The organism is Streptomyces sp. NPDC001270, from assembly GCF_042896695.1.
Classification (GTDB): domain Bacteria; phylum Actinomycetota; class Actinomycetes; order Streptomycetales; family Streptomycetaceae; genus Streptomyces.
This window is the reverse complement of record NZ_JBIAXM010000022.1, coordinates 75,547-95,315: the sequence shown is the minus strand read 5'-3', so window position 1 is coordinate 95,315 and position 19,769 is coordinate 75,547. Positions and strand designations below refer to the sequence as shown.

The window sequence follows — 19,769 nt, the reverse complement described above, 5'->3', positions numbered from 1 at the left end:
ACGGCGGGGCGGGGCGGGGGCGAGGGGCCCGCGTCCCGCCTCTGTCGTCCCGGCGGGCCCGCGGGCGGCGCCGGACGGGCGGGGTCCGGCTACGCGATGACGGGCAGGGCACCCGCGACGGCTGTCGACCGGTGCGGTGCACGCGTCCACGGCCGGACGGCGGCGGGCGGTCGGTGTCCGGTTCGGACTTCGGCCTCAAGGCCCCGGGACTCCGCCGCGGGTCAGAACATCACAGCAGGCCCAGCTGGGTCACGAGCATCGCCAGGACCACGACCAGGACCCAGCCCACCACGTGTTCGACGATCTTCGGCCCGTCGTCCCGGGGGCCACCGGTGCGGGTGCGGGCGGCGGGGGCTGAGTGTGCGGTCATGGCGTCTCACTGGGTCGGCTGTGCTGGACGGACTCCCCCATCGTGCTCTCCACGATGCCACCGCCGACGGCCCGCGCAGCGGAGAGGTTGGTCACAGGCGCACGGCCCCGGTGCCACGGGGGCCGTGCCGCCCGTCGGCTCAGCGCACGCCGACCGCCGCGAGCGCCTGCCGCTGGCGCGCCGTCGGCTGCGCCGGGAAGTAGAGGTAGCAGACCCCGCCGGTGCCCGAGGCCACCGCGCCACTGGCGTTGTACCGCTTGGTCCTGAGCCAGATATTTTCCCACTCGCGCCGCGGGTAGACGCGGCGCACCGCCTCGTTGTCCGGTGAGGCCGGGTCGTTGGCGATCACATCTCCCTCGGCGGTGAAGCCGATCACCGTCATCAGGTGCCCCGAGGTGCCGTACCCGGCCCCGGTCAGCTCGGTCTTGAGGAACGACTGGGACGTTATGGCCGGGATGCCGGCCGCGATCAGCGTCTCCAGGTCGGTGAGCGAGCCGAGCCGGGTGACCACGCCCTGCAAGCCCTGGAAGGTGGCCGCGTAGGCCACGTTGAACGGCCAGTTGCCGCAGCCCTCGTACTGGTAGTCGTAGGTGTACCGGGCCGCGTGGTCCACCTGCGGGTCGGCGTAGCTCGGGTCGACCCAGGACAGTTGCTCGGGGGTGAGCCGGCCACCCCAGTACTCGATGATCATCTGCGAGGAGGTGGGGCTGCACCACGCCTCGCCGCCGTTGTCGTACTCCGGGTACTGGCCGGCGTGCACCTCCTGCGAGTACCGCGGGACGAGGAGTTCCTGGGCGAGACCGGGCGTGGAGGCCGGGACGGTGAAGCGGTCCGGGACGTCGGAGCCCATCGCGCCGAGCCGCCAGACAGTGGGGGTCAGCTTCGTACCGGGCCTGCGGTAGAGGGTGAGCCGGAGCCGGTACGACACCAGGCGCAGCCCCGTGGCGGCGTCGTCGATGGCGAAGGTGTCCGTCCAGACGCTGCTTCTGCCGTCGCTCTGGCCGTCCACGGAGGTCCGCCGGATGTCCTGGTCACCGGCCGCCCAGCGGCCCATGACGTACCAGGGGGCCGACGTGCCGTCGGAGTACGTGCCGCTCAGCTCGACCTGGAGCCAGGTGCCCGCCGGGGTGTGCGCGTTCCAGGAGGCGATCGCTTCCGTGGACGGGACGGAGAGGCGGTGGACCGGCGAGGTCCAGGTGGCGTACTCCCAGGCGGCGGTGGTGCCGGTGTGCGGGTCCGGGTAGTCGGTGGTGCCCGCGGGGGCGGCGATCACCACGCCGGGGCGGGCGCCCGTGACGGCCCGCGCCCCCTTGACGGCACCGGAACGCCAGTCGGCGTACGTGGTCCAGGCACGGTAGTCCACGGTTCTGGCGGGTGCCGGGTCGTCGGCGTCGGGGACGGACGCGGCGGCCGCCGGTCCTGCGCCCGAGACCACCGCGGCGGCGACCGCGGCGGTCAGGACGGTTCTGCGGGACGGGTGTTCGGCGTTGCTCATCGGCGGAATTACCCCCAGGTGTCCGTGTCTGCGCAGGTCCGCTCCGCGGCGGTTCGGCTCCGGGCGGCGCTGCCGCGGGCCCGACGGCCGTACTGCTGTCCGCCAACTATGGATCAGGCGGCATGCCCCTGCCAGCACTTCGCCCCATGCCGCGCCCACGAATATTGGTCTCGTCCACTGACGGCAGCGGACCGGCCCCACGGACGCCACTAGGATGTTTCCGAAATACCGCCCACGTACCTCACCCCGGGATCCGCCATTCACGACCTCGCCTCCCGACTGCGCCGCCTTCCGCCCTCCTGCGGTCCGGTCCGGCTGATCGGTGTCGACGGCCACGCGGGCTCGGGAAAATCCACGTTCACCGGGAAGTTGGCCGCCGCCCTGGACGGGGCGCCGGTGCTCCACCTCGACGACATCGCCAGCCACGACGAGCTGTTCGACTGGACCGGACGGCTGCTGGCCCAGGTGATCGAACCACTGGCCCGGGGCACGAGCGCTTCGTACGCGCCCTACGACTGGCGGGCGCGGTCCTTCGGCCCGCCCCGCCCGCTGCCCCCGGCGCCCGTGATCCTCGTCGAGGGCGTGGGGGCGGGACGGCGCGCGCTGCGTCCGCATCTGGCGGGGCTGCTGTGGATGGAGCTGGCGCGCGAGGAGTCCTGGACCCGCGGGCGCCTGCGGGACGGGAGCGAGCAGCGGGAGTTCTGGGCCGGTTGGGTCGAGGCGGAGCGCCGGCACTTCGCCGCGGACCCTTCACGGCCGTACGCCGACCTGCTGGTGCACCAGTCACAGCGGGGGTACGAGGTGCTCCCGGGTCCCGCCTCGACGGGCGGATCCGGCCGGATCGTCACACACGGTTACGGGCCATCCGCTACGTGTTGACCTTGTGAAGATCCCTGCACGAGAACTTCGCCGACTGCTTCAACTCGGCTTGACCCGGGGGCCGTACAGGACTTACGTTCTCAATGTGCGGCCATTCGAAGCCGCCCACAGACGCGAAGCCCCCGGTTGTTCCCCCGTGATCGGGGGCTTCGTTCTGTCCGCGCCCCCCTTTCCCGGGCGCTCAGCGCGCCGATCCGCTCACCCTCGGTCACTGTGCCGTGTGCGCCCCGTCTGCTCCCACCTCGTCAAACGGCCCCTGCGGCACCCTTCGGCGGGCGCCCACCTCGCGGGTACGATGCCCCTGGTGCGACCTACGGACGGCAGTTTCGCGCACCTGCAACTCCGGTCCGCGGCACAGCGGTTCGACCAAAGGCGACCGCCGGGCACACGCCCGGCGGTGAACCAACGGGGGCACGGTTTGTGGGGGACGTGATGGACTTCGGCACGCAGGGCCCCGAGGCCCCGGCCGACCTCGCCTGGCTGCGAGGCGTGGACGCCTACACGATGGGCGGCTATCCGCAGGCGGAGGAGGAGTTCCGCACCGCGGTGCGGCTGGATCCCGGGATGGCCGACGCGTGGCTCGGGCTGCACGCGCTGCGCGTCGACACGACGACCGCGCTGCTTCGGATGTTCCGGCACCGGGACCGCTTCGGGGAGCAGCGGGCCCGGCACCGCCGGGCCCTCAACTCCTGGTACTGGCTGGGCTGGTGGGTCCAGCCGGTGCTGGAGAGCCCGCGCGACCTGCTGCTCGCGCACTCCTCGCACTGGCTGGACGGCCGCCATGTGCCGGAGCTGGACCGGGCGCTGGCCGGCCTGCCGCCGGTGGACACCGACCCGCAGGTCCGTTTCCTGCACGCCTGCCGCGCCTATCTCGTCAAGGACTGGGAACAGCTCGTCCGGCACACCGACCCGCTGCTCGACGACGCCATGCTCGGCATCGAGGCGGGCCTGTTCGGCGGCATGGCCCGGGTCCGCCTGGAGATGTACGGCCAGGCGGAGCCGCTGCTGGCGGCGGCCCTGATGCGCTGCCGCAGCGAGCAGCCGCAGCGCAAGGAGCTGCGCTACTGGCTGGCCCGGGCGCACGAGGGCACGGGCCGCAGCGCCGCGGCGCTCCCCCTCTACCGGGCGGTGCACCGGGTCGACCCCGCTTTCATGGACACTTCGGCCCGGCTCGCCGCCATCGCCGAGGGCGACGGGTACGACGACGCGGCGGACCTCGCGGCGATCATGCTCACCGGGGCCGGGCAGGACAGCGTGGACGGCCCGGACATGCTCGACTCCTTCTTCGGCGCCGACGGCCGCGACCTGCGGCTGCCCGAGCCCGACCTGCCGCCGGCCGGCTCACTGCCGGCGGTGACCGATCCGGCGGTACGGGAGCGGACCGGTGTGCCGTCGCCACCACTGCCCCCCGTTCCCACCGATCCCGCCCTGTTGGCGCAGGCGCTCGCCGAACTGGAGCGCATGGTGGGGCTGGAGCCGGTGAAACGCCAGGTCAAGGCGTTGTCGGCGCAGTTGAACATGGCGCGGCTGCGGGCCGGTCAAGGACTGCCCGTACAGCCGCCGAAGCGGCATTTCGTCTTCTCCGGCCCCTCGGGCACCGGCAAGACGACCGTCGCCCGCATCCTCGGCCGGGTCTTCTACGCCCTCGGGCTGCTCGGCGGCGACCACCTGGTGGAGGCCCAGCGGGCCGACCTGGTCGGCGAGTACCTGGGCCAGACGGCCGTGAAGGCCAACGAGCTGATCGACTCGGCGATCGGCGGTGTGCTGTTCGTGGACGAGGCGTACTCGCTGTCCAATTCCGGCTACGGCAAGGGCGACGCCTACGGCGACGAGGCGCTCCAGGTGCTGCTCAAGCGGGCGGAGGACAACCGGGACCACCTGGTGGTGATCCTGGCCGGCTATCCCGAGGGCATGGACCGCCTGCTGGCCGCCAACCCCGGGCTGTCGTCCCGCTTCACCAGCCGGGTCGACTTCCCCTCCTACCGGCCGCTCGAACTCACCGCGATCGGCGAGGTGCTCGCCGAGGAGAACGGGGACGTGTGGGACGAGGAGGCGCTGGAGGAGCTGCGGTCCATCGCCGGGCACGTGGTCGACCAGGGGTGGATCGACGAACTGGGCAACGGGCGGTTTCTGCGGACGTTGTACGAGAAGAGCTGCGCCTACCGTGATCTGCGGCTGTCGGGCTGCCCCGGCGCACTGTCCCGGGACGACCTGGCGACGCTGCGCCTGCCCGATCTGATGCAGGCGTACGGCGAGGTGCTCTCGGGGCGCGGGCCGCAGGATCCGTCGGCCAGGTGACCTGCGGATCCCGCGACCCGGTGCGGGCTGCCGGACCGGTCCGGCCCGTGGGCCCTGCCCGGCGGGCCGGGCCCGAGCGGCTCAGCCCGCCAGTGCCTCCTCCGGCTCGCCGTTCACCCGCGGCTCCGTCACCCTGGCTCCCCCGGCCCGGCGGTGCGCGGGGTCCCGTACCTCACCGACCAGCAGCTCCAGTACGTCCTCCAGCGCGACCAGACCGAGAATCCGGCCGGACGCGTCGGCGACCTGCGCCAGATGGGTGGCGGCCCGCCGCATCACGGTGAGGGCGTCGTCCAGCGGCAGCTCGGCCCGGAGCGTGGTCATCGGCCGCCACACCTGCTGCGGCACGGCCCGCTCGGACTCCTCCAGGTCGAGGACGTCCTTCACGTGCAGGTAGCCCATGAAGGCGCCGGACTCGGTGGCGACCGGGAAGCGGGAGAAGCCGGTCTCCGCGGTGAGCCGGACGATCTGCCCCGGGGTGACCGAGGGCGGCACCGTCACCAGCGACTCCCGTCCGAGGAGTACGTCGGTGACCGGGCGCGAGCCCAGCTCCAGCGCGTCCTCCAGGCGCTCCTGCTCCTCGGGGTCGAGGAGGCCCGCCTGCCCGGAGTCCTCCACCAGCCGGCCCAGCTGCACGCTGGTGAAGACGGCCTCCACCTCGTCCTTGGGCTCGACCCGGAACAGCCGCAGGATGCCCTGGGCGCAGGCGCCGAGCGCCACGGTGATCGGCCTGCACAGGCGGGCGAAGGCGACCAGGCCGGGGCTGAGCCACAGCGCGGCCTTCTCCGGTGCGGCCATCGCCAGGTTCTTCGGCACCATCTCGCCGATCAGCAGGTGGCAGAAGACCACCGCCGCGAGGGCGACGACATAGCCGAGCGGGTGGATCATGCCGTGCGGCAGATGGATCCACTCGAACACGGGCTCCAGCAGATGCGCCACCGTCGGTTCGGCGACCGCGCCCAGGGTCAGTGAGCAGACGGTGATGCCGAACTGGGCGGCGGCCATCATCTGCGGCAGCCGCTCCAGGCCGTACAGCACCTGGCGGGCCCGCGCGGTGCCGAGCGGTTCGATCTGGCTGCGGCGTACGGAGACGAGCGCGAACTCGGCGCCCACGAAGAAGCCGTTGACGAACACGAGCAGCGCGGCGAAGAAGAGTTGCAGCAGGCTCATCGGACCGCCTCCACGGCCGGGGCCACGGGGGCGGTGCGCACCAGCCGGACGCGTTCCGCCCGGTAGTGCCCGACCTCGCGCACCGACAGCCGCCAGCCGGGCAGCTCGGCCCGGTCGCCGGTGGCCGGGATGCGGCCGAGCAGGTCGGCGACCAGTCCGGCGACGGTCTCGTACGGCCCCTCGGGGACGTCGAGACCTATCCGCCGCAGGACGTCGACACGGCAGCTGCCGTCGACGTCCCAGGCGGGTCGGCCGTCCTCGGGCGGTGCGGGTGCGAGTTCGGGGACGTCCTGGCCGTCGTGCTCGTCACGGACCTCGCCGACGAGTTCCTCGACGATGTCCTCCAGGGTCACCACGCCCGCGGTGCCGCCGTACTCGTCGACGACGACGGCGATGGGCTGCTCGCTGCGCAGCCGGGCCAGCAGCGGCTGGACGGGCAGGGTCTCCGGGACCAGCAGCGCCTTGCGGGCGATCCGGCGGACCGGGGTGCGCAGCCGCTCGTGCGGCGGGATGGCCAGGGCGTCCTTGAGGTGGGCCATGCCGACGATCTCGTCGATCTTCTCCCGGTAGACGGGGAAGCGGGACAGCCCGGTGGCCCGGGTGAGGTTGACGACGTCCTCGGCGGTGGCCGAGGACTGGAGCGCGCTGACCTTCACCCGTGGGGTCATGACGTGCTGTGCGGTCAGCTCGCCCAGCGACAGCGTCCGCACGAACAGGTCGGCCGTGTCCTGCTCCAGTGCGCCGGCCTGGGCGGAGTGCCGGGCCAGCGAGACGAGTTCGCCGGGGGTGCGGGCGGAGGCCAGTTCCTCGGCGGGTTCGACGCCCAGGGAGCGCACCAGCCGGTTGGCGGCCGCGTTGAGCGCGGCGATCACCGGGCGCAGCAGCCGGGCGAAGCGGTGCTGCGGGCCCGCGACGAACCGGGCGACCTGCAGCGGCCTGGACACCGCCCAGTTCTTCGGTACGAGTTCGCCGATCACCATCTGGATCGCGGAGGCGAGCAGCATGCCGATGACGACGGCGACGCCGGGGACGGCGCCGTCCGGGATACCGGTGGCGGTGACCGGGCCGCTCAGCAGTTCCGCGAGGGCCGGTTCGGCGAGCATGCCGACGACCAGGGAGGTGATGGTGATGCCGAGCTGGGTGCCGGAGAGCTGGAAGGACAGCTCCTTGAGGGACTCGACGACCCTGCGGGCGCGTCGGTCGCCGTCGGCCGCGGCCTTCTCGGCGTCCGGCCGCTCGACCGTCACCAGGCCGAACTCGGCCGCCACGAAGAAGCCGTTGGCGAGAATCAGCAGGAATGCGGCTGCGAGGAGCAGCAGGGGTGTGCTCATGATGCCGCCGCCTCCGCGGTATGTCGGGAGGGGGCGGCGCAGGTACTACAGGACGATCCGTCCATCGCCGGAGGTGGTCACTCCTCGGGTAGCAGGAACCCCTGTGCGCCGGGCGGCACAGCAGGGGCGGAGGCACAACGGGAGCGCCTCCGCCCACCAGATTAATCAAGACACCGGCCGACGTGGCAGGGTGGCCGGGCCCGGAGTCAGCTGAGCAGCCCCTCCGGGCCCTGTCCGGCGCGGGCCTCGGCGAGGGCCCGCAGGGCGCTCGCGTCGGCGATGGCGCTCTGTTTGGCGATGCCCGGCTGGATGCCGAGCGCGGGCAGGCTGGAGCCGTCGCTGAGGTCGAGGAACACCCAGAGGTCGCCCGGACGGAGGTTCACCCGGAGGATCTCTGCCCACTCCAGACGGCGCCTGCTGGCGATGTTCACGACGGTGACACCGGACTCGTCGGCGACGACCCGGACCCGCGCGAGCAGCGCGAGCACCCAGAAGATCAGCCCTCCGCAGAGGAAGAAGCTGAGCTGTTCCCCCGGGTTGAGCTGCTCCAGCAGCAGCGCGACTCCGCTTATCACCACGAAGATCGCCACACCGGCGGTGAGCAGGATCACCCGGGTGCGGTTCGGGCGGAAGGTCACGGGCAGATCGGGCAGGTCGGACATGGGAGGCGCGGTCTCCTCGGTGTCACAGGCGGCAGGCGTGGATGGCCGTGGTCAGGATGGCCCGCGCGCCGATGTCGTACAGATCGTCCATGATCCGCTGCGCGTCCTCGGCCGGGACCATGGCGCGGACGGCGACCCAGCCTTCGTTGTGCAGCGGCGAGATGGTCGGACCCTCCAGGCCGGGTGTGATGGCGACGGCCTCTTCCAGGTGCTCTGCCCGGCAGTCGTAGTCCATCATCACGTACGTCCGGGCGACCAGGACGCCCTGGAGCCGGCGCAGGAACTGCTGGACCTTCGGCTCGGCGGAGTCGTCGGCGCGGGCGCCGGTGCGGCGGATGACGACCGCCTCGGACTTCATGATCGGCTCGCCGATGATCTCCAGGCCGGCGTTGCGCAGTGAGGTGCCGGTCTCGACGACGTCGGCGATGACCTCGGCGACACCGAGTTCGATGGCGGTCTCCACGGCGCCGTCGAGGTGGACGACGGAGGCGTCGATGCCCTGGTCGGCGAGGTGCTTGGCGACGATGCCCTCGTAGGAGGTGGCGACCGTCCTGCCGTCGAGGTCGGCGACGCCGCTCGCGATGCCGGGCTTGGTGGCGTAGCGGAACGTGGAGCGGGCGAAGCCGAGCGGCAGGATCTCCTCGGCGTTGGCGCCCGAGTCGACCAGCAGGTCGCGGCCGGTGATGCCGATGTCGAGCCGGCCCGAGGAGACGTAGATCGCGATGTCGCGGGGGCGGAGGTAGAAGAACTCGACCTCGTTCACCGGGTCGACGATCCTGAGTTCCTTGGACTCCCGGCGCTGCCGGTAGCCGGCCTCATGCAGCATGTCCCCCGCAGGGCCGGACAGGGAACCCTTGTTGGGGACGGCGATGCGCAGCATGAGGTCGGCTTCCTTCGTGTGACGGGGCGGGGAGGTGTGCGGGGTGCTGCCCGTGGGCTCGGCCGGACGGCCTAGAGATGGGCGTAGACGTCGTCCAGGGAGATGCCGCGGGCGACCATCATCACCTGGACGTGGTACAGCAGCTGGGAGATCTCCTCGGCGGCCGCGTCCTTGCCCTCGTACTCGGCGGCCATCCAGACCTCGGCGGCCTCCTCGACGACCTTCTTGCCGATGGCATGGACGCCCTTGCCGACCAGTTCGGCGGTGCGGGAGGTGGCCGGGTCGCCGTGGGCGGCCTTGTGCTGGAGCTCCGTGAACAGCTCCTCGAACGTCTTCTTGGACATGGTGGTCCCCACCCTACGCGGTTGCGGGGTCTCCTCAGCGCCGGGTCTCGGATACCGAGCGGAGTGCGGCGACGGTCGCGACCGCGGCGGTCACCGCCTCGTGGCCCTTGTCCTCGTGGGAGCCGTCCAGACCGGCGCGGTCCAGGGCCTGCTCCTCGGTGTCGCAGGTCAGCACGCCGAAGCCGACGGGCACCCCGGTCTCCACCGCCACCTGGGTCAGCCCCTGGGTCACGCCCTGGCACACGTAGTCGAAGTGGGGGGTGCCGCCGCGGATGACGACACCGAGGGCGACCACGGCGTCGTAGCCGCGGCCGGCCAGCGCCCTGGCGGCCACCGGCAGTTCCCAGCTGCCGGGGACCCGGAGCGGGGCCGCCTCCTCGATCCCCAGGTCGCGCAGGGCGCGCAGGGCGCCGTCGACCAGTCCGTCCATCACCTTCTCGTGCCACTGTGCCGCGACGACGGCGACCTTGAGGTCTCCGACGTTCTGGACGGACAGTTCCGGTGCACCCTTGCCGCTCACGTGTCTCCTCAGTGCTCTTGCTTACTTGTCGCCGCGGCCGGACGCGGCCTGTGCGTCCAGCCAGGGCAGGTCGTGCCCCATCCGGTCCCGCTTGGTGCGCAGGTAACGGAGGTTGTGCTCGCCCGCGGGCACGGGCATCCGCTCGCGCCCGTTGACCTTGAGGCCGTGGCGCAGCAGGGCGTCGGTCTTGTCGGGGTTGTTGGTCATCAGGCGCAGGCTGCGCACGCCGAGGTCGGCCAGGATCCGGGCGCCGGCGCCGTAGTCCCGGGCGTCGGCGGGCAGGCCGAGTTCGAGGTTGGCGTCCAGGGTGTCCCGGCCGCGTTCCTGGAGTTCGTAGGCGCGCAGCTTGGACAGCAGCCCGATGCCGCGGCCCTCGTGCCCGCGCAGGTAGACGACGACGCCGCGGCCCTCGTCCCGGATGCGTTCGAGGGCGGCGTCCAACTGCGGGCCGCAGTCGCAGCGCAGCGAGCCGAAGACGTCGCCGGTGAGGCATTCGGAGTGGACGCGGACCAGGACGTCCTCGCCGTCACCGATCTCGCCGTGCACGAGGGCGACATGTTCGACGCCGTCGGCGGTGGAGCGGTAGCCGTACGCCGTGAAGGTGCCGTGCCGGGTGGGCAGGTGGACCTCGGCCTCGCGCCGCACGGCGGGCTCGGGCGTGGGCGTCCGCTGCGGGAGCGGGACCGGCGCGGGCACCCGCTGCGCGGCCGGGGCGGGCTGCTCGGTGAGGCGCCGGTGGGCGATCAGGTCCTCGATGGAGATGATCGTCAGGCCGTGCTTGCGTGCGAACGGGATCAGTTCGGGCAGGCGGAGCATACGGCCGTCCTCGCCCGCGATCTCCACGATCGCGCCCGCCGCCCGCAGCCCGGCGAGCCGGGCGAGGTCGACGGCGGCCTCGGTGTGGCCGGGGCGGACCAGGACACCGCCGGAGCGGGCGCGCAGCGGGAAGACGTGGCCGGGGCGGACCAGGTCGCCGGGCTCGGCCGTGCCGCTCGCCAGCAGCCGGAGCGTGGTGGCGCGGTCGGCTGCCGAGATCCCGGTGGTCACACCGTGGGCGGTGGAGGCGTCCACCGAGACGGTGAAGGCGGTCTTCATGGACTCGGTGTTGTCCTCGACCATCTGCGGGAGCCGCAGCCGGTCGAGTTCCGTGCCCTCCATGGGGGCGCAGATCAGGCCGCGGCACTCGCTCATCATGAAGGCGACGATCTCGGGGGTCACCTTCTCGGCGGCGATGACGAGGTCGCCCTCGTTCTCGCGGTCCTCGTCGTCGACGACCACGACCGGGCGGCCGGCCGCGATGTCGGCGACGGCCTGCTCGATCGGGTCGAGGCCGAAGTCCTCGATGTTGTCCGTGCCGTACAGGATCGGTGCCGCGGTCATGCGGGCGCTCCTTCCAGGACGGGCCGCGCGGTCCTGCGGGAGCGCAGCCACCAGTCGCGCAGGCCCCACAGGACGAGCGCGCCGTAGATGACGTAGACGAAGCCGGAGAAGGCGAAGCCGTTGGCGAAGTTGAGGGGGACGCCGACGGCGTCGACGAGGAGCCAGGCACACCAGAACTCGACCATGCCGCGCGCCTGGGCGTACATCGCGACGACGGTGCCGACGAAGATGTAGGCGTCCGGCCAGGGGTCCCAGGACAGCGCGGGGTAGGCGTGGAACAGTCCGGAGACGGCGACCGTGCCGACGGCGGCGGCACCGGCCAGCACGGCCCGTTCGCGCCAGGTGGCGAACCGGACGGTGATGTGGCCGTCCGCGCCCCGTGCGGTGCCGCGGTTCCACTGCCACCAGCCGTAGCCGGCGGCGGCCATGACCACGATCTGCTTGCCCGCGCTGCCGGAGAGGTGGGCGGTGGCGAACGCGGCGAACAGGATCAGGCCGGACAGGAACTGCGTCGGCCAGCTCCACAGGGAGCGGCGCCAGCCGAACGCCAGGCCGATCAGGCCGAAGACGTTGCCGATCATGTCCGACCACTTGATGTGCTGGCCGAGGACGGTGAACGCCTGCGAGTCGAGCCAGTTCACCGGGTCGCTCCCTGGCCGGCGAGCAGCCGCTCGACGTACTTGGCGATGATGTCGACCTCCAGGTTGACCGGGTCGCCGGGCTTCTTGAGGCCGAGCGTGGTCAGGGCGAGGGTGGTCGGGATGAGGCTGACGGTGAAGTGGTCGGCGCCCGCCTCGACAACGGTGAGGCTGATGCCGTCGACGGTGATGGAGCCCTTCTCGACGACGTAGCGGGCGAGGTGCGCGGGCAGCGAGATCTTCACGATCTCCCAGTGGTCGGAGGGGGTGCGCGTCAGCAGTTCGCCGGTGCCGTCCACGTGGCCCTGCACGATGTGGCCGCCCAGGCGGGCGCCCACGGTGGTGGGGCGTTCGAGGTTCACGCGGGAGCCGACGGTGAGGGCGCCCAGGCTGGAGCGGTCGAGCGTCTCGGCCATCACGTCGGCGGTGAACTCGTCGCCCTCGTGCTCGACGACGGTGAGACAGACCCCGTTCACGGCGATGGAGTCGCCGTGTCGCGCGCCGTCGGTGACGACGGGGCCGCGGAGCCGGAAACGGGAGGCATCGCCCAGGTTCTCGACGGCGGTGACTTCACCCAGTTCTTCGACGATTCCGGTGAACACTTCCCGGGTCCTCCTGCCTCATTCGGGCACGGACTCCGGGGCCTGTCGATATCGACAGAAGGAACGGATGAGCACTCGGGAAACGACGCCGGAGGGATCGCCCACAAGGGACGAACCCGCATACGGCGGCGCGCACGGATGCCCGCCCGCCGCGCACTGCCTCCCATCCGGACTTTGACCGTCGGTTCAGGAATTTCACCTGATCAGCCGACCGCTGGACGCGGTCGGGTCGCGGACTGTAACCGCCGGTTCGGAATTTCACCGACCCCGGAGTGCGCTGCTTCTGGTACTCGACCAGTGTGCCACGCCGGGACACCGTCCAGACAGGGCGCCTCTGTGGGCTGCCTCACAGAGCGCCGTGCCGGACTCGCCCTCAGGGCCGTCGCAGGTCAACTACCGTTCAGGGGAACGTTCTTGACCATCGGTTCACACCCATTGACCTTACTGGTCTAGTCCTTTTAGGGTGCGGGCGGGCCCGGTGGCGGTGACGACGGCCCTTGCCCGCCGCCGGGTCGCCAGCCTTCCGGCGGAGGGCCGGGCGACCACGGCCCGACGGCCGCCCGAAAGGACCCGCCGCACGCCTCCCCTCTCACCGTTTTCCCTTTCCGCCCGGCTTCTGCCGTCTTTCATTGAATCCCACCACCTTTCCGCATTTTCCCGACTTCCCTCACATTTATCCGACTTACGTCGGCTATTATCGCTTTTCCAGGACTTCGGCGTCCTTCCACGTCTTTCGCCACTTTCGCCGTCGACAGGGACCGCCTGATCCGACGCCGCTTTCGAAACACGCCCTACTGGTCCTGGGGTGCGAACAAGTCGTCCTGGGCGCGTTCCCGGGCGGTCAGCAGTGCGCCGCGGAGCACGGCGCCGCCGCCCAGGGTGCTCGCGCGCACCTCGGTGGCCAGGGGCGACATCCGCCGGACCCGCTCCATGACCCGGGCCGCGAGCGTCCCGCCGCCCGCCTGGCCGACCTCACCGCCGAGGACCACGCAGCCGGGATCCAGAATCGCGACCACGGAGGCCGCGCCGATGGCCACCCGGTCGGCGAGGGCGTCGAGGAAGCGGTCGGTCGCGGTGCCGGCGCCCGCCGTGGCCGCGGCGGCCCGGACCAGGCCCGCGGCGCGCGGTCCCGCCGTGTCGCCCGCGGCCACGGCGAGCCCGAACCCGTCGGCCAGCGCCTCAACGGCCGCAGCGCCCGCCAGCGAGTGGAAGCCTCCCTCGCAGTCCGTCGCCGAGGGCAGTACCGAGGTGCCCGGCACCGGGAGGAAGCCGATCTCGCCCGTGCCGCCGGAGGCGCCGCGGCGCAGGACGCCGTCCAGGACGACGGCGGCACCGGCGCCGTGACCGAGCCAGAGCAGGACGAAGGTGTCGCGGTCCCGGGCGCAGCCCTCGCGCTGCTCGACCAGGGCCGCGAGGTTGGTCTCGTTCTCCACGGTGACCCGGGCCTCGGGAATGCGCTCCTGAAGCGCGGCGACCAGCCGCCGGTGCCAGGCGGGCAGCCCGGAGGAGTCACGGAGTTCGCCGGTGACCGGGTCGATCAGACCCGGCGCGCCGATGCCCACGGTGTGCAGCCGGTCGGCCCCGGCTTCCTTCGCCGCCCGCTCGACCAGCGCCACCGCCTGCTCCACCGCCGGCCCGGTCCCGCTGTCCCCGGCGATGGGCACCGACGCCTCGGTGAGTACGCGGCCCAGCAGATCGGACACCAGCACGGAGACGCCCTCCGTGCGGACGTCGAGCGCGGCCAGATGGGCCCGGTCGGCGACGATGCCGTAGAGCCGGGCGTTGGGGCCGCGGCGCTGCTCTCCGGACTCGCCCACGATCGTGATCAGGCCGGATTCCGTGAGCCGTTCGACGAGGTCGGCGACGGTCGGCCGGGACAGCCCGGTCAGCTGCTTCAACTGCCCGGCCGTGAGCGGGCCTTCCTCCTGCAACAGCCGCAGGGCGAGCCGGTCGTTGATGGCCCGGGCGGTGCTCGGTGATGCGGGCATGACGGGAATCCTCCCACTTCGGCGACGCCGTCCCCGGCCGCCCGTTGCCCTGCCGGGGACGGCAGAATACTCCCTATCTATCAGGCAGGGTTCCTGATAGTTTGCGCGGAGACAGCGGGGTAAGCCATCCAGGGAGGGGCCGGAGCATGAGTGGCGTGATCCACACACAAGGTGAGGTGAAACGCTCCCGGTACGCCGTCGCGGCCGTGTTCACCGTGCACGGAGCCGTCACCGGCTCGTTCGCGACCCGGGTGCCCTGGATCCAGGACCACGCCTCGCTGAGCGCGGGTCAGCTCGGGTTCGCGCTGGCCTTCTCGGCGCTCGGCGCCTCCTGCGCGATGCCGCTGGCGGGCCGGATCAGTCACCGCTTCGGCAGCCGTACCGCGCTGCGCGGGCTGATAGCACTGTGGACACTCTCCCTGATCCTGCCCGGCCTGGCACCGAACCTGTACACGCTGTGCCTGGCGATGTTCGTCTACGGCGCGAGTTCCGGCACGGCCGACGTGGCGATGAACGCGCTGGGTGTGGAGGTGGAACGGCTGCTCGACAAGTCGATCATGTCGGGGCTGCACGGCATGTGGAGCGCGGGCGCCCTGACCGGCTCGGCCGCGGGCACCCTCGCCGCCCAGCTGGGCTCGGACGCGCGGGTGCACTTCGGGCTCGCGGCGGCCGTCCTCACCCTGCTCGGCATCCTGGCCGCCGGCTGGGTGCTGGATCTCCAGGCCGCCGCGGACGAGGAGCCGCCGCCGCGGTTCGCGCTGCCGCCCCGTTCGGCGCTGCTGATCGGCGCGGTCGGCTTCTGCGCGGTGTTCGCGGAGGGCGCGAGCCTCGACTGGTCGGCGGTGTTCCTACAGGACCGGCTGGAGACCTCCGCCGGGCTGGCCGCGGCGTGCACGACCGGATTCATGCTGACCATGGCGGTGGCCCGGATCGCCGGGGACGCGGTGGTGAACCGGTTCGGCGCGGTGCGCACCGTCCGTACGGGCGGGGTGCTCGCCGCGGCGGGCGGGCTGTTGATCGTCCTCGCCGTGCATCCGGCGGTGGCGATGGCCGGTTTCGCGCTGATGGGTCTGGGCATCGCGGTCGTCGTACCGCTGTGCTTCGCGGCGGCCGGGCACAGCGGCCCCCATCCGAGCCAGGCCATCGCCGGTGTGGCGACCATCACCTACACCTCGGGCCTGATCGCGCCCAGCATGATCGGCGGGGTGGCCCAGGCGACCAACCTGACAGTGTCGTTCTGCCTGGTGACCGTGCTGGCCTGCGGGCTCGCGGTGTTCGCGGGGGTGCTCCGCCCGCGCGCCCGCGCTCGGACGGAGGCCGGCCGGCCGGCTGCGGCGGTGCCCGACCCGCAGCCCTGAAACGTCACCGATTGGGCCCCCACCGCCGCGGCCGTCAGCCCGCGATCGAATCCAACTGCTCGGCAGCCGGGCGCAGTTGCCACAGGTCACCGCCGGGCGGCTCCGCCAGCAGCGGGACCGCCCGCCGGGCCGCCCGGTCCCCCGCGTCCGCCGCCGCCTGTACGACGTCGCTCGCCGCGAACCGTTCGAACTCCAGCTCCGGGTGCGGCCATGCGGCGGCGCCGGTCGCCGCGGGCAGCAGATAGTCCACGGCCTTGAACAGGCTCTGCCCGTCCGGTCCCCGGTAGGCCCAGAGGTCCACGCCAACGTGCCGGCCGATGGCCGCGAGGCGGGTGTAGGCGACCAGGTCGAAGGTCGAGTAGTGCCAGCTGCGGGTCCGGGTCAGCTCCTGGGGCTGGCTGCCGTCGCCCGCTATCTGCGGGTCGATGCGCCTGGCCCGCGCGTCCAGCACGGTCCGCCGTGCCAGGGCGGTGTCGCCGGTCGCGTAGGCCAGCGCGGCGAGCTGCATGTCGTAGAAGGTGCCGTGGTTGTTGGCGGCGGCGCCTTCCTCCCTGCCGAAGTCGCTGTTCTTCAGCCAGTCGCGGAAGTCGGAGTTCCACCGGGCCATGCCACTGCGGTCGGCCCCGGTCCAGCCGGGCGCCCCGGTGGCGAGGATCGCGAGCGCGTCGACGACGCTGGTGTAGGACTGCGAGAAGTCGATGATGCCGATGGCCCTGCCGTCGTACTTGCAGGGGATGAACTGCGCGTGGTTCAGGTTCGGGTTCATCCTCGTGGCCGGGTCGAGGAACCAGGTGCGCAGGATCTGCCCGGCCTTCTCGGCGTAGCGCCGGTCGCCGGTGTAGTACCAGGCGAGCGAGAGGTCGTAGGCCGAGTCGAAGACCCGCTCGACGTCCTGGCGGTCGGTGCCGCTGTCCACTTCCGGATTGCGCTGTCCGTCCCGCTGGACGTACGGGCAGCCCCAGGGGTTGCCGTCGGTCGGCGCCGTGCTCGGCCACCAGTAGGGGGCCTGGCTCAGATAGTCGTGGACATCGCCGCCGGGCGCGGGTCTGGGCTTGTCGACGACCGTCCAGGGACCCTGGTCCAGCCAGGTGTCCGCGCGGGCAGTCAAGTCCTTGAGGACGAGCCGCAGTTGACGGTCGCCGTGGTCCAGCCGGACCTTCGTCTGCTGGAGCCGGGCGCCGTCCAGGACGGCGGTGTCCGGGGCCCTCGGCGCCGCCTGCGCACCGGGGACGACCATGGCCGCGAACGCCACCACCGCGGCGAGCAGGACCGCGGCACGGGAGCTTCCACGCATCACACACTCCGATCATACATATGAACGTAGTTCACGAGTGAGACCAGGCGAGCGTAGGACCACCAGGTAGCCGTGACAATGGTCCGGACCGTCATCACGTACAGAGAAAGTGACACCTCACCATGGACCTCGGCGTGCGCTGGAAGCTGCACGGTGACGGGCGCACGCCCGCGCCCGGAGCGGTGGTACGCCCCGACGAACGGCTGTCCTGGCCCCGCACGGTGGGCCTCGGCGCCCAGCACGTCGTGGCGATGTTCGGCGCGTCCTTCGTGGCCCCCGTGCTCATGGGGCTGAACCCCAACCTCGCGATCATGATGTCGGGCGTCGCGACGGTGATCTTCCTGCTCGCCACCCGCGGACGGGTGCCGAGCTATCTGGGCTGCTCCCTGTCCTTCGTGGGGGTCGCCGCGGTCATCCGCGCCCAGGGCGGCACGAGCGCCACGGTGACCGGGGCGGTCTTCGTGGTCGGTGTCGCGCTGTTCCTGGTGGGTCTCGCCGTGCAGCGCTTCGGGGCGCGCATCATCCACGCGACGATGCCACCGATCGTGACCGGCGCCGTGGTCATGCTGATCGGCTTCAACCTGGCGCCGGTGACCGCGTCCACCTACTGGCCGCAGGACCAGTGGACCGCCCTGCTCGTGATGGTGTTCACCGCCGTGTCCGTGGTCTGCCTGCGCGGTTTCTGGTCACGCATCGCGATCTTCCTCGGCCTGGTCTTCGGATACGTCGTCTCCTGGGCCTTCGACCGGATCTTCGGCCGCATCCACTCGGTGGACGCGAGCGGCAAGCTCACCGACCACTGGCGTCTGGACCTGTCCGGCGTGGGCAGGGCCGACTGGATCGGGCTGCCGTCCTTCCACGGCCCGTCCTTCCACTGGTCGGCGATCCTGGTCGCCCTGCCGGTCGTCATCGCGCTGGTCGCGGAGAACGCCGGGCACGTCAAGGCGGTCGGCGAGATGACCGGCGATCCCCTGGACGACAAGCTCGGCACGGCGATCTCGGCGGACGGCGTCGCCTCGATGCTCTCGACCGCGGTCGGCGGCCCGCCGAACACCACCTACTCGGAGAACATCGGCGTGATGGCCGCCACCCGCGTGTACTCGACGGCGGCGTACTGGGCCGCGGCCGGCTTCGCGCTGCTGTTCGGCGTGTGCCCCAAGTTCGGCGCGATCGTCGCCGCCGTCCCGGGCGGGGTCCTCGGCGGCATCACCGTCATCCTGTACGGCATGATCGGCCTGCTCGGCGCGCAGATCTGGCTGCACGGCGGGGTGGACCTGCGCAACCCGCTGAACCTGGTCCCGGCCGCCGCGGGCATCATCATCGGCGTCGGCAACGTCTCCATGAAGTTCACCGACACCTTCTCGCTCAGCGGCATCGCCCTCGGCACGCTGGTCGTGATCATCGGCTACCACGCGCTGCGCGCCCTCGCCCCCGCCCACCTCAAGGAGCAGCAGCCGCTGCTGGACGAGGGCACCTCCGCCTACGACGCGCCGGACACCGGGACGGACGGTCACCGCGCCGGTCCGTGACGAGCCATGGACTCGGACGATCCGAGACGGGCGGTCGCCTCGGCGGTCCGGGACGGACGGTCAGCTCACCGATCCGGGACGGACGGGTCACCTCACCGGTTCTGCGGCGTACTCCGGCGTGCGCGCGTCGCGTCCAGGCCGGGCTCCGGGCGCGGTGCCCGGCCGGACCCGCGCTCCCGGTGGCCCAACCCCCGCGCACGACGGCCCCGTTCCCCCGTTCCGGGGACCCGCCGGGCCCGTCGGCGCTCCGACGGGCCCGGGGCTGGGACCCTGCCCCCATGGCGCACTTGGAACAGCTCACCACATCCGTCCGCACCGTCGACGCCGTCGTCTCACGGATGCGCGCCCTGGCCGCCACCCTGCCGGCCCGGGACGGGGTCGCGGTCTTCAACCGCGTCTACCTGACCGTCACCGAGGAGGTCGAACGGGGCCTGGGCACGGGGTACTTCACCGACCGGCGGAGCGCGGTCGCGCTGGACGTCCGGTTCGCCCACCGGTATCTGGCCGCGGTGGACGCGGCCACGGACGGCCGCCGCGCACCGGCCTGTTGGCGGCCGCTGTTCCAGTTGCGCCGCCATCCGGGCGTACGGCCCCTGCAGTTCGCGTTGGCGGGCATCAACGCGCACATCGGCCACGACCTCGCACTCGCCGTGGTGGACGCCTGCCGCACGCTCGAATGCGAACCCGACGACCTGGAGGACGAGTTCGACCGGGTGGGCGACCTCCTCGTGGCACTGGAGGAGCGCGTCCGCGAGGATCTGATGCCCGGCCCCGATCTCCTCCAGATCGCCGATCCGCTGACCCATCTGCTCGGTTCCTGGAGCCTGGAGCGGGCCCGGGACGCCACCTGGTCGGCGGCGCGGGCGCTGTGGGCGCTACGCCGCTGCGGGGACCTCGCCGAGGAGTTCAGCGAACGCCTGGACGCGGTCGTCGGTCTCGCCGGCCGGCTGCTGCTCACCCCGCTACCGGACTGATCCGGCCATTGCGCAAGCCTTCACAGGAACCGCCGTGCGACGGGGTTAGATTGGCGGACA

The 19,769-nt window shown here is 72.1% G+C and carries 18 protein-coding genes and 1 riboswitch; of the genes, 5 read left to right on the top strand and 13 right to left on the bottom strand.

What is annotated here, in order from left to right:
* Nucleotides 1-229 precede the first annotated feature (229 nt).
* On the bottom strand, nt 230-370 hold the full coding sequence (locus tag ACFY2B_RS31260; RefSeq protein ID WP_390766419.1) for an SCO1431 family membrane protein: 141 nt from the start codon (nt 368-370) through the stop codon (nt 230-232).
* Between the two features lie 139 nt (nt 371-509).
* Nucleotides 510-1,865 carry a peptidase C39 family protein gene (locus tag ACFY2B_RS31255; RefSeq protein ID WP_390766418.1) on the bottom strand — a complete coding sequence of 452 codons (1,356 nt, stop codon included), beginning with the start codon at nt 1,863-1,865 and terminating at the stop codon, nt 510-512.
* 225 nt (nt 1,866-2,090) lie between these two features.
* On the opposite strand from ACFY2B_RS31255, the gene ACFY2B_RS31250 reads away from it, so the two are divergent.
* Nucleotides 2,091-2,744 carry a uridine kinase gene (locus ACFY2B_RS31250; protein WP_390766462.1) on the top strand — a complete coding sequence of 218 codons (654 nt, stop codon included), beginning with the start codon at nt 2,091-2,093 and terminating at the stop codon, nt 2,742-2,744.
* A gap of 432 nt (nt 2,745-3,176) precedes the next feature.
* A complete protein-coding gene (locus ACFY2B_RS31245; RefSeq protein WP_390766417.1) occupies nt 3,177-5,042 on the top strand; it encodes an AAA family ATPase in 1,866 nt (621 codons plus the stop codon).
* Between the two features lie 81 nt (nt 5,043-5,123).
* On the opposite strand, the gene ACFY2B_RS31240 is transcribed toward ACFY2B_RS31245, so the two are convergent.
* The 10 genes from ACFY2B_RS31240 to ACFY2B_RS31195 all read right to left on the bottom strand — a co-directional run bounded on the left by ACFY2B_RS31240 (nt 5,124) and on the right by ACFY2B_RS31195 (nt 14,554).
* On the bottom strand, nt 5,124-6,209 hold the full coding sequence (locus tag ACFY2B_RS31240; RefSeq protein WP_390766416.1) for a hemolysin family protein: 1,086 nt from the start codon (nt 6,207-6,209) through the stop codon (nt 5,124-5,126).
* On the bottom strand, nt 6,206-7,540 hold the full coding sequence (locus tag ACFY2B_RS31235; RefSeq protein ID WP_390766415.1) for a hemolysin family protein: 1,335 nt from the start codon (nt 7,538-7,540) through the stop codon (nt 6,206-6,208). The genes ACFY2B_RS31240 and ACFY2B_RS31235 overlap by 4 nt, the downstream gene beginning before the upstream one ends.
* A 206-nt stretch (nt 7,541-7,746) precedes the next feature.
* The gene (locus ACFY2B_RS31230) at nt 7,747-8,202 is read right to left on the bottom strand and encodes a PH domain-containing protein (RefSeq protein WP_390766414.1); all 456 of its coding nucleotides are present in this window, start codon (nt 8,200-8,202) and stop codon (nt 7,747-7,749) included.
* Between the two features lie 22 nt (nt 8,203-8,224).
* On the bottom strand, nt 8,225-9,082 hold the full coding sequence (gene hisG / locus ACFY2B_RS31225; protein ID WP_390766413.1) for an ATP phosphoribosyltransferase: 858 nt from the start codon (nt 9,080-9,082) through the stop codon (nt 8,225-8,227).
* 71 nt (nt 9,083-9,153) lie between these two features.
* Nucleotides 9,154-9,426: a phosphoribosyl-ATP diphosphatase gene (locus ACFY2B_RS31220; RefSeq protein ID WP_128789165.1), complete on the bottom strand. Its 273-nt coding sequence runs from the start codon at nt 9,424-9,426 to the stop codon at nt 9,154-9,156.
* A 34-nt stretch (nt 9,427-9,460) separates the two neighbouring features.
* Nucleotides 9,461-9,946, bottom strand: a complete 486-nt coding sequence (ribH, locus tag ACFY2B_RS31215) for a 6,7-dimethyl-8-ribityllumazine synthase (protein WP_390766412.1) — start codon at nt 9,944-9,946, stop codon at nt 9,461-9,463.
* 21 nt (nt 9,947-9,967) lie between these two features.
* Nucleotides 9,968-11,326: a bifunctional 3,4-dihydroxy-2-butanone-4-phosphate synthase/GTP cyclohydrolase II gene (locus ACFY2B_RS31210; protein ID WP_390766411.1), complete on the bottom strand. Its 1,359-nt coding sequence runs from the start codon at nt 11,324-11,326 to the stop codon at nt 9,968-9,970.
* On the bottom strand, nt 11,323-11,967 hold the full coding sequence (locus tag ACFY2B_RS31205; protein WP_390766410.1) for a nicotinamide riboside transporter PnuC: 645 nt from the start codon (nt 11,965-11,967) through the stop codon (nt 11,323-11,325). Before ACFY2B_RS31205 ends, ACFY2B_RS31210 begins: the two co-directional genes overlap by 4 nt.
* Entirely contained in the window at nt 11,964-12,566 is a 603-nt protein-coding gene (locus ACFY2B_RS31200; protein ID WP_390766409.1) for a riboflavin synthase, read from the bottom strand. The genes ACFY2B_RS31205 and ACFY2B_RS31200 overlap by 4 nt, the downstream gene beginning before the upstream one ends.
* Nucleotides 12,567-12,715: 149 nt before the next feature.
* A riboswitch (FMN riboswitch) is annotated at nt 12,716-12,846 on the bottom strand.
* Between the two features lie 511 nt (nt 12,847-13,357).
* Nucleotides 13,358-14,554: an ROK family transcriptional regulator gene (locus ACFY2B_RS31195; RefSeq protein WP_390766408.1), complete on the bottom strand. Its 1,197-nt coding sequence runs from the start codon at nt 14,552-14,554 to the stop codon at nt 13,358-13,360.
* A gap of 146 nt (nt 14,555-14,700) precedes the next feature.
* Here ACFY2B_RS31195 and ACFY2B_RS31190 point away from each other — a divergent pair, with 146 nt between their 5' ends.
* Nucleotides 14,701-15,912 carry an MFS transporter gene (locus ACFY2B_RS31190; RefSeq protein ID WP_390766407.1) on the top strand — a complete coding sequence of 404 codons (1,212 nt, stop codon included), beginning with the start codon at nt 14,701-14,703 and terminating at the stop codon, nt 15,910-15,912.
* A 34-nt stretch (nt 15,913-15,946) separates the two neighbouring features.
* Here the strand turns inward: ACFY2B_RS31190 and ACFY2B_RS31185 are convergent, their stop codons facing one another.
* Nucleotides 15,947-17,206, bottom strand: coding sequence for an alginate lyase family protein (locus ACFY2B_RS31185; protein WP_390766406.1), 1,260 nt, complete (start codon nt 17,204-17,206; stop codon nt 15,947-15,949).
* Between the two features lie 122 nt (nt 17,207-17,328).
* Here ACFY2B_RS31185 and ACFY2B_RS31180 point away from each other — a divergent pair, with 122 nt between their 5' ends.
* Together ACFY2B_RS31180 and ACFY2B_RS31175 are read left to right on the top strand one after the other, a co-directional pair.
* Nucleotides 17,329-18,735 (top strand): uracil-xanthine permease family protein, encoded by a 1,407-nt coding sequence (locus ACFY2B_RS31180; protein WP_390766405.1) that lies wholly within the window; start codon nt 17,329-17,331, stop codon nt 18,733-18,735.
* Nucleotides 18,736-19,013: 278 nt separating this feature from the next.
* Nucleotides 19,014-19,709 (top strand): DUF5995 family protein, encoded by a 696-nt coding sequence (locus tag ACFY2B_RS31175; RefSeq protein ID WP_390766404.1) that lies wholly within the window; start codon nt 19,014-19,016, stop codon nt 19,707-19,709.
* The last annotated feature ends 60 nt before the right edge of the window (nt 19,710-19,769 follow it).

Bases quoted from the DNA above. Each gene is read 5' to 3' on its own strand.
- ACFY2B_RS31210 (WP_390766411.1), bottom strand. From the start codon at position 11,326: ATGACCGCGGCACCGATCCTGTACGGCACGGACAACATCGAGGACTTC.
- ACFY2B_RS31195 (WP_390766408.1), bottom strand. From the start codon at position 14,554: ATGCCCGCATCACCGAGCACCGCCCGGGCCATCAACGACCGGCTCGCC.
- ACFY2B_RS31190 (WP_390766407.1), top strand. From the start codon at position 14,701: ATGAGTGGCGTGATCCACACACAAGGTGAGGTGAAACGCTCCCGGTAC.
- ACFY2B_RS31260 (WP_390766419.1), bottom strand. From the start codon at position 370: ATGACCGCACACTCAGCCCCCGCCGCCCGCACCCGCACCGGTGGCCCC.
- ACFY2B_RS31220 (WP_128789165.1), bottom strand. From the start codon at position 9,426: ATGTCCAAGAAGACGTTCGAGGAGCTGTTCACGGAGCTCCAGCACAAG.
- ACFY2B_RS31230 (WP_390766414.1), bottom strand. From the start codon at position 8,202: ATGTCCGACCTGCCCGATCTGCCCGTGACCTTCCGCCCGAACCGCACC.
- ACFY2B_RS31245 (WP_390766417.1), top strand. From the start codon at position 3,177: ATGGACTTCGGCACGCAGGGCCCCGAGGCCCCGGCCGACCTCGCCTGG.
- hisG (WP_390766413.1), bottom strand. From the start codon at position 9,082: ATGCTGCGCATCGCCGTCCCCAACAAGGGTTCCCTGTCCGGCCCTGCG.
- ACFY2B_RS31235 (WP_390766415.1), bottom strand. From the start codon at position 7,540: ATGAGCACACCCCTGCTGCTCCTCGCAGCCGCATTCCTGCTGATTCTC.
- ACFY2B_RS31240 (WP_390766416.1), bottom strand. From the start codon at position 6,209: ATGAGCCTGCTGCAACTCTTCTTCGCCGCGCTGCTCGTGTTCGTCAAC.
- ACFY2B_RS31180 (WP_390766405.1), top strand. From the start codon at position 17,329: ATGGACCTCGGCGTGCGCTGGAAGCTGCACGGTGACGGGCGCACGCCC.
- ACFY2B_RS31255 (WP_390766418.1), bottom strand. From the start codon at position 1,865: ATGAGCAACGCCGAACACCCGTCCCGCAGAACCGTCCTGACCGCCGCG.
- ACFY2B_RS31175 (WP_390766404.1), top strand. From the start codon at position 19,014: ATGGCGCACTTGGAACAGCTCACCACATCCGTCCGCACCGTCGACGCC.
- ACFY2B_RS31185 (WP_390766406.1), bottom strand. From the start codon at position 17,206: ATGCGTGGAAGCTCCCGTGCCGCGGTCCTGCTCGCCGCGGTGGTGGCG.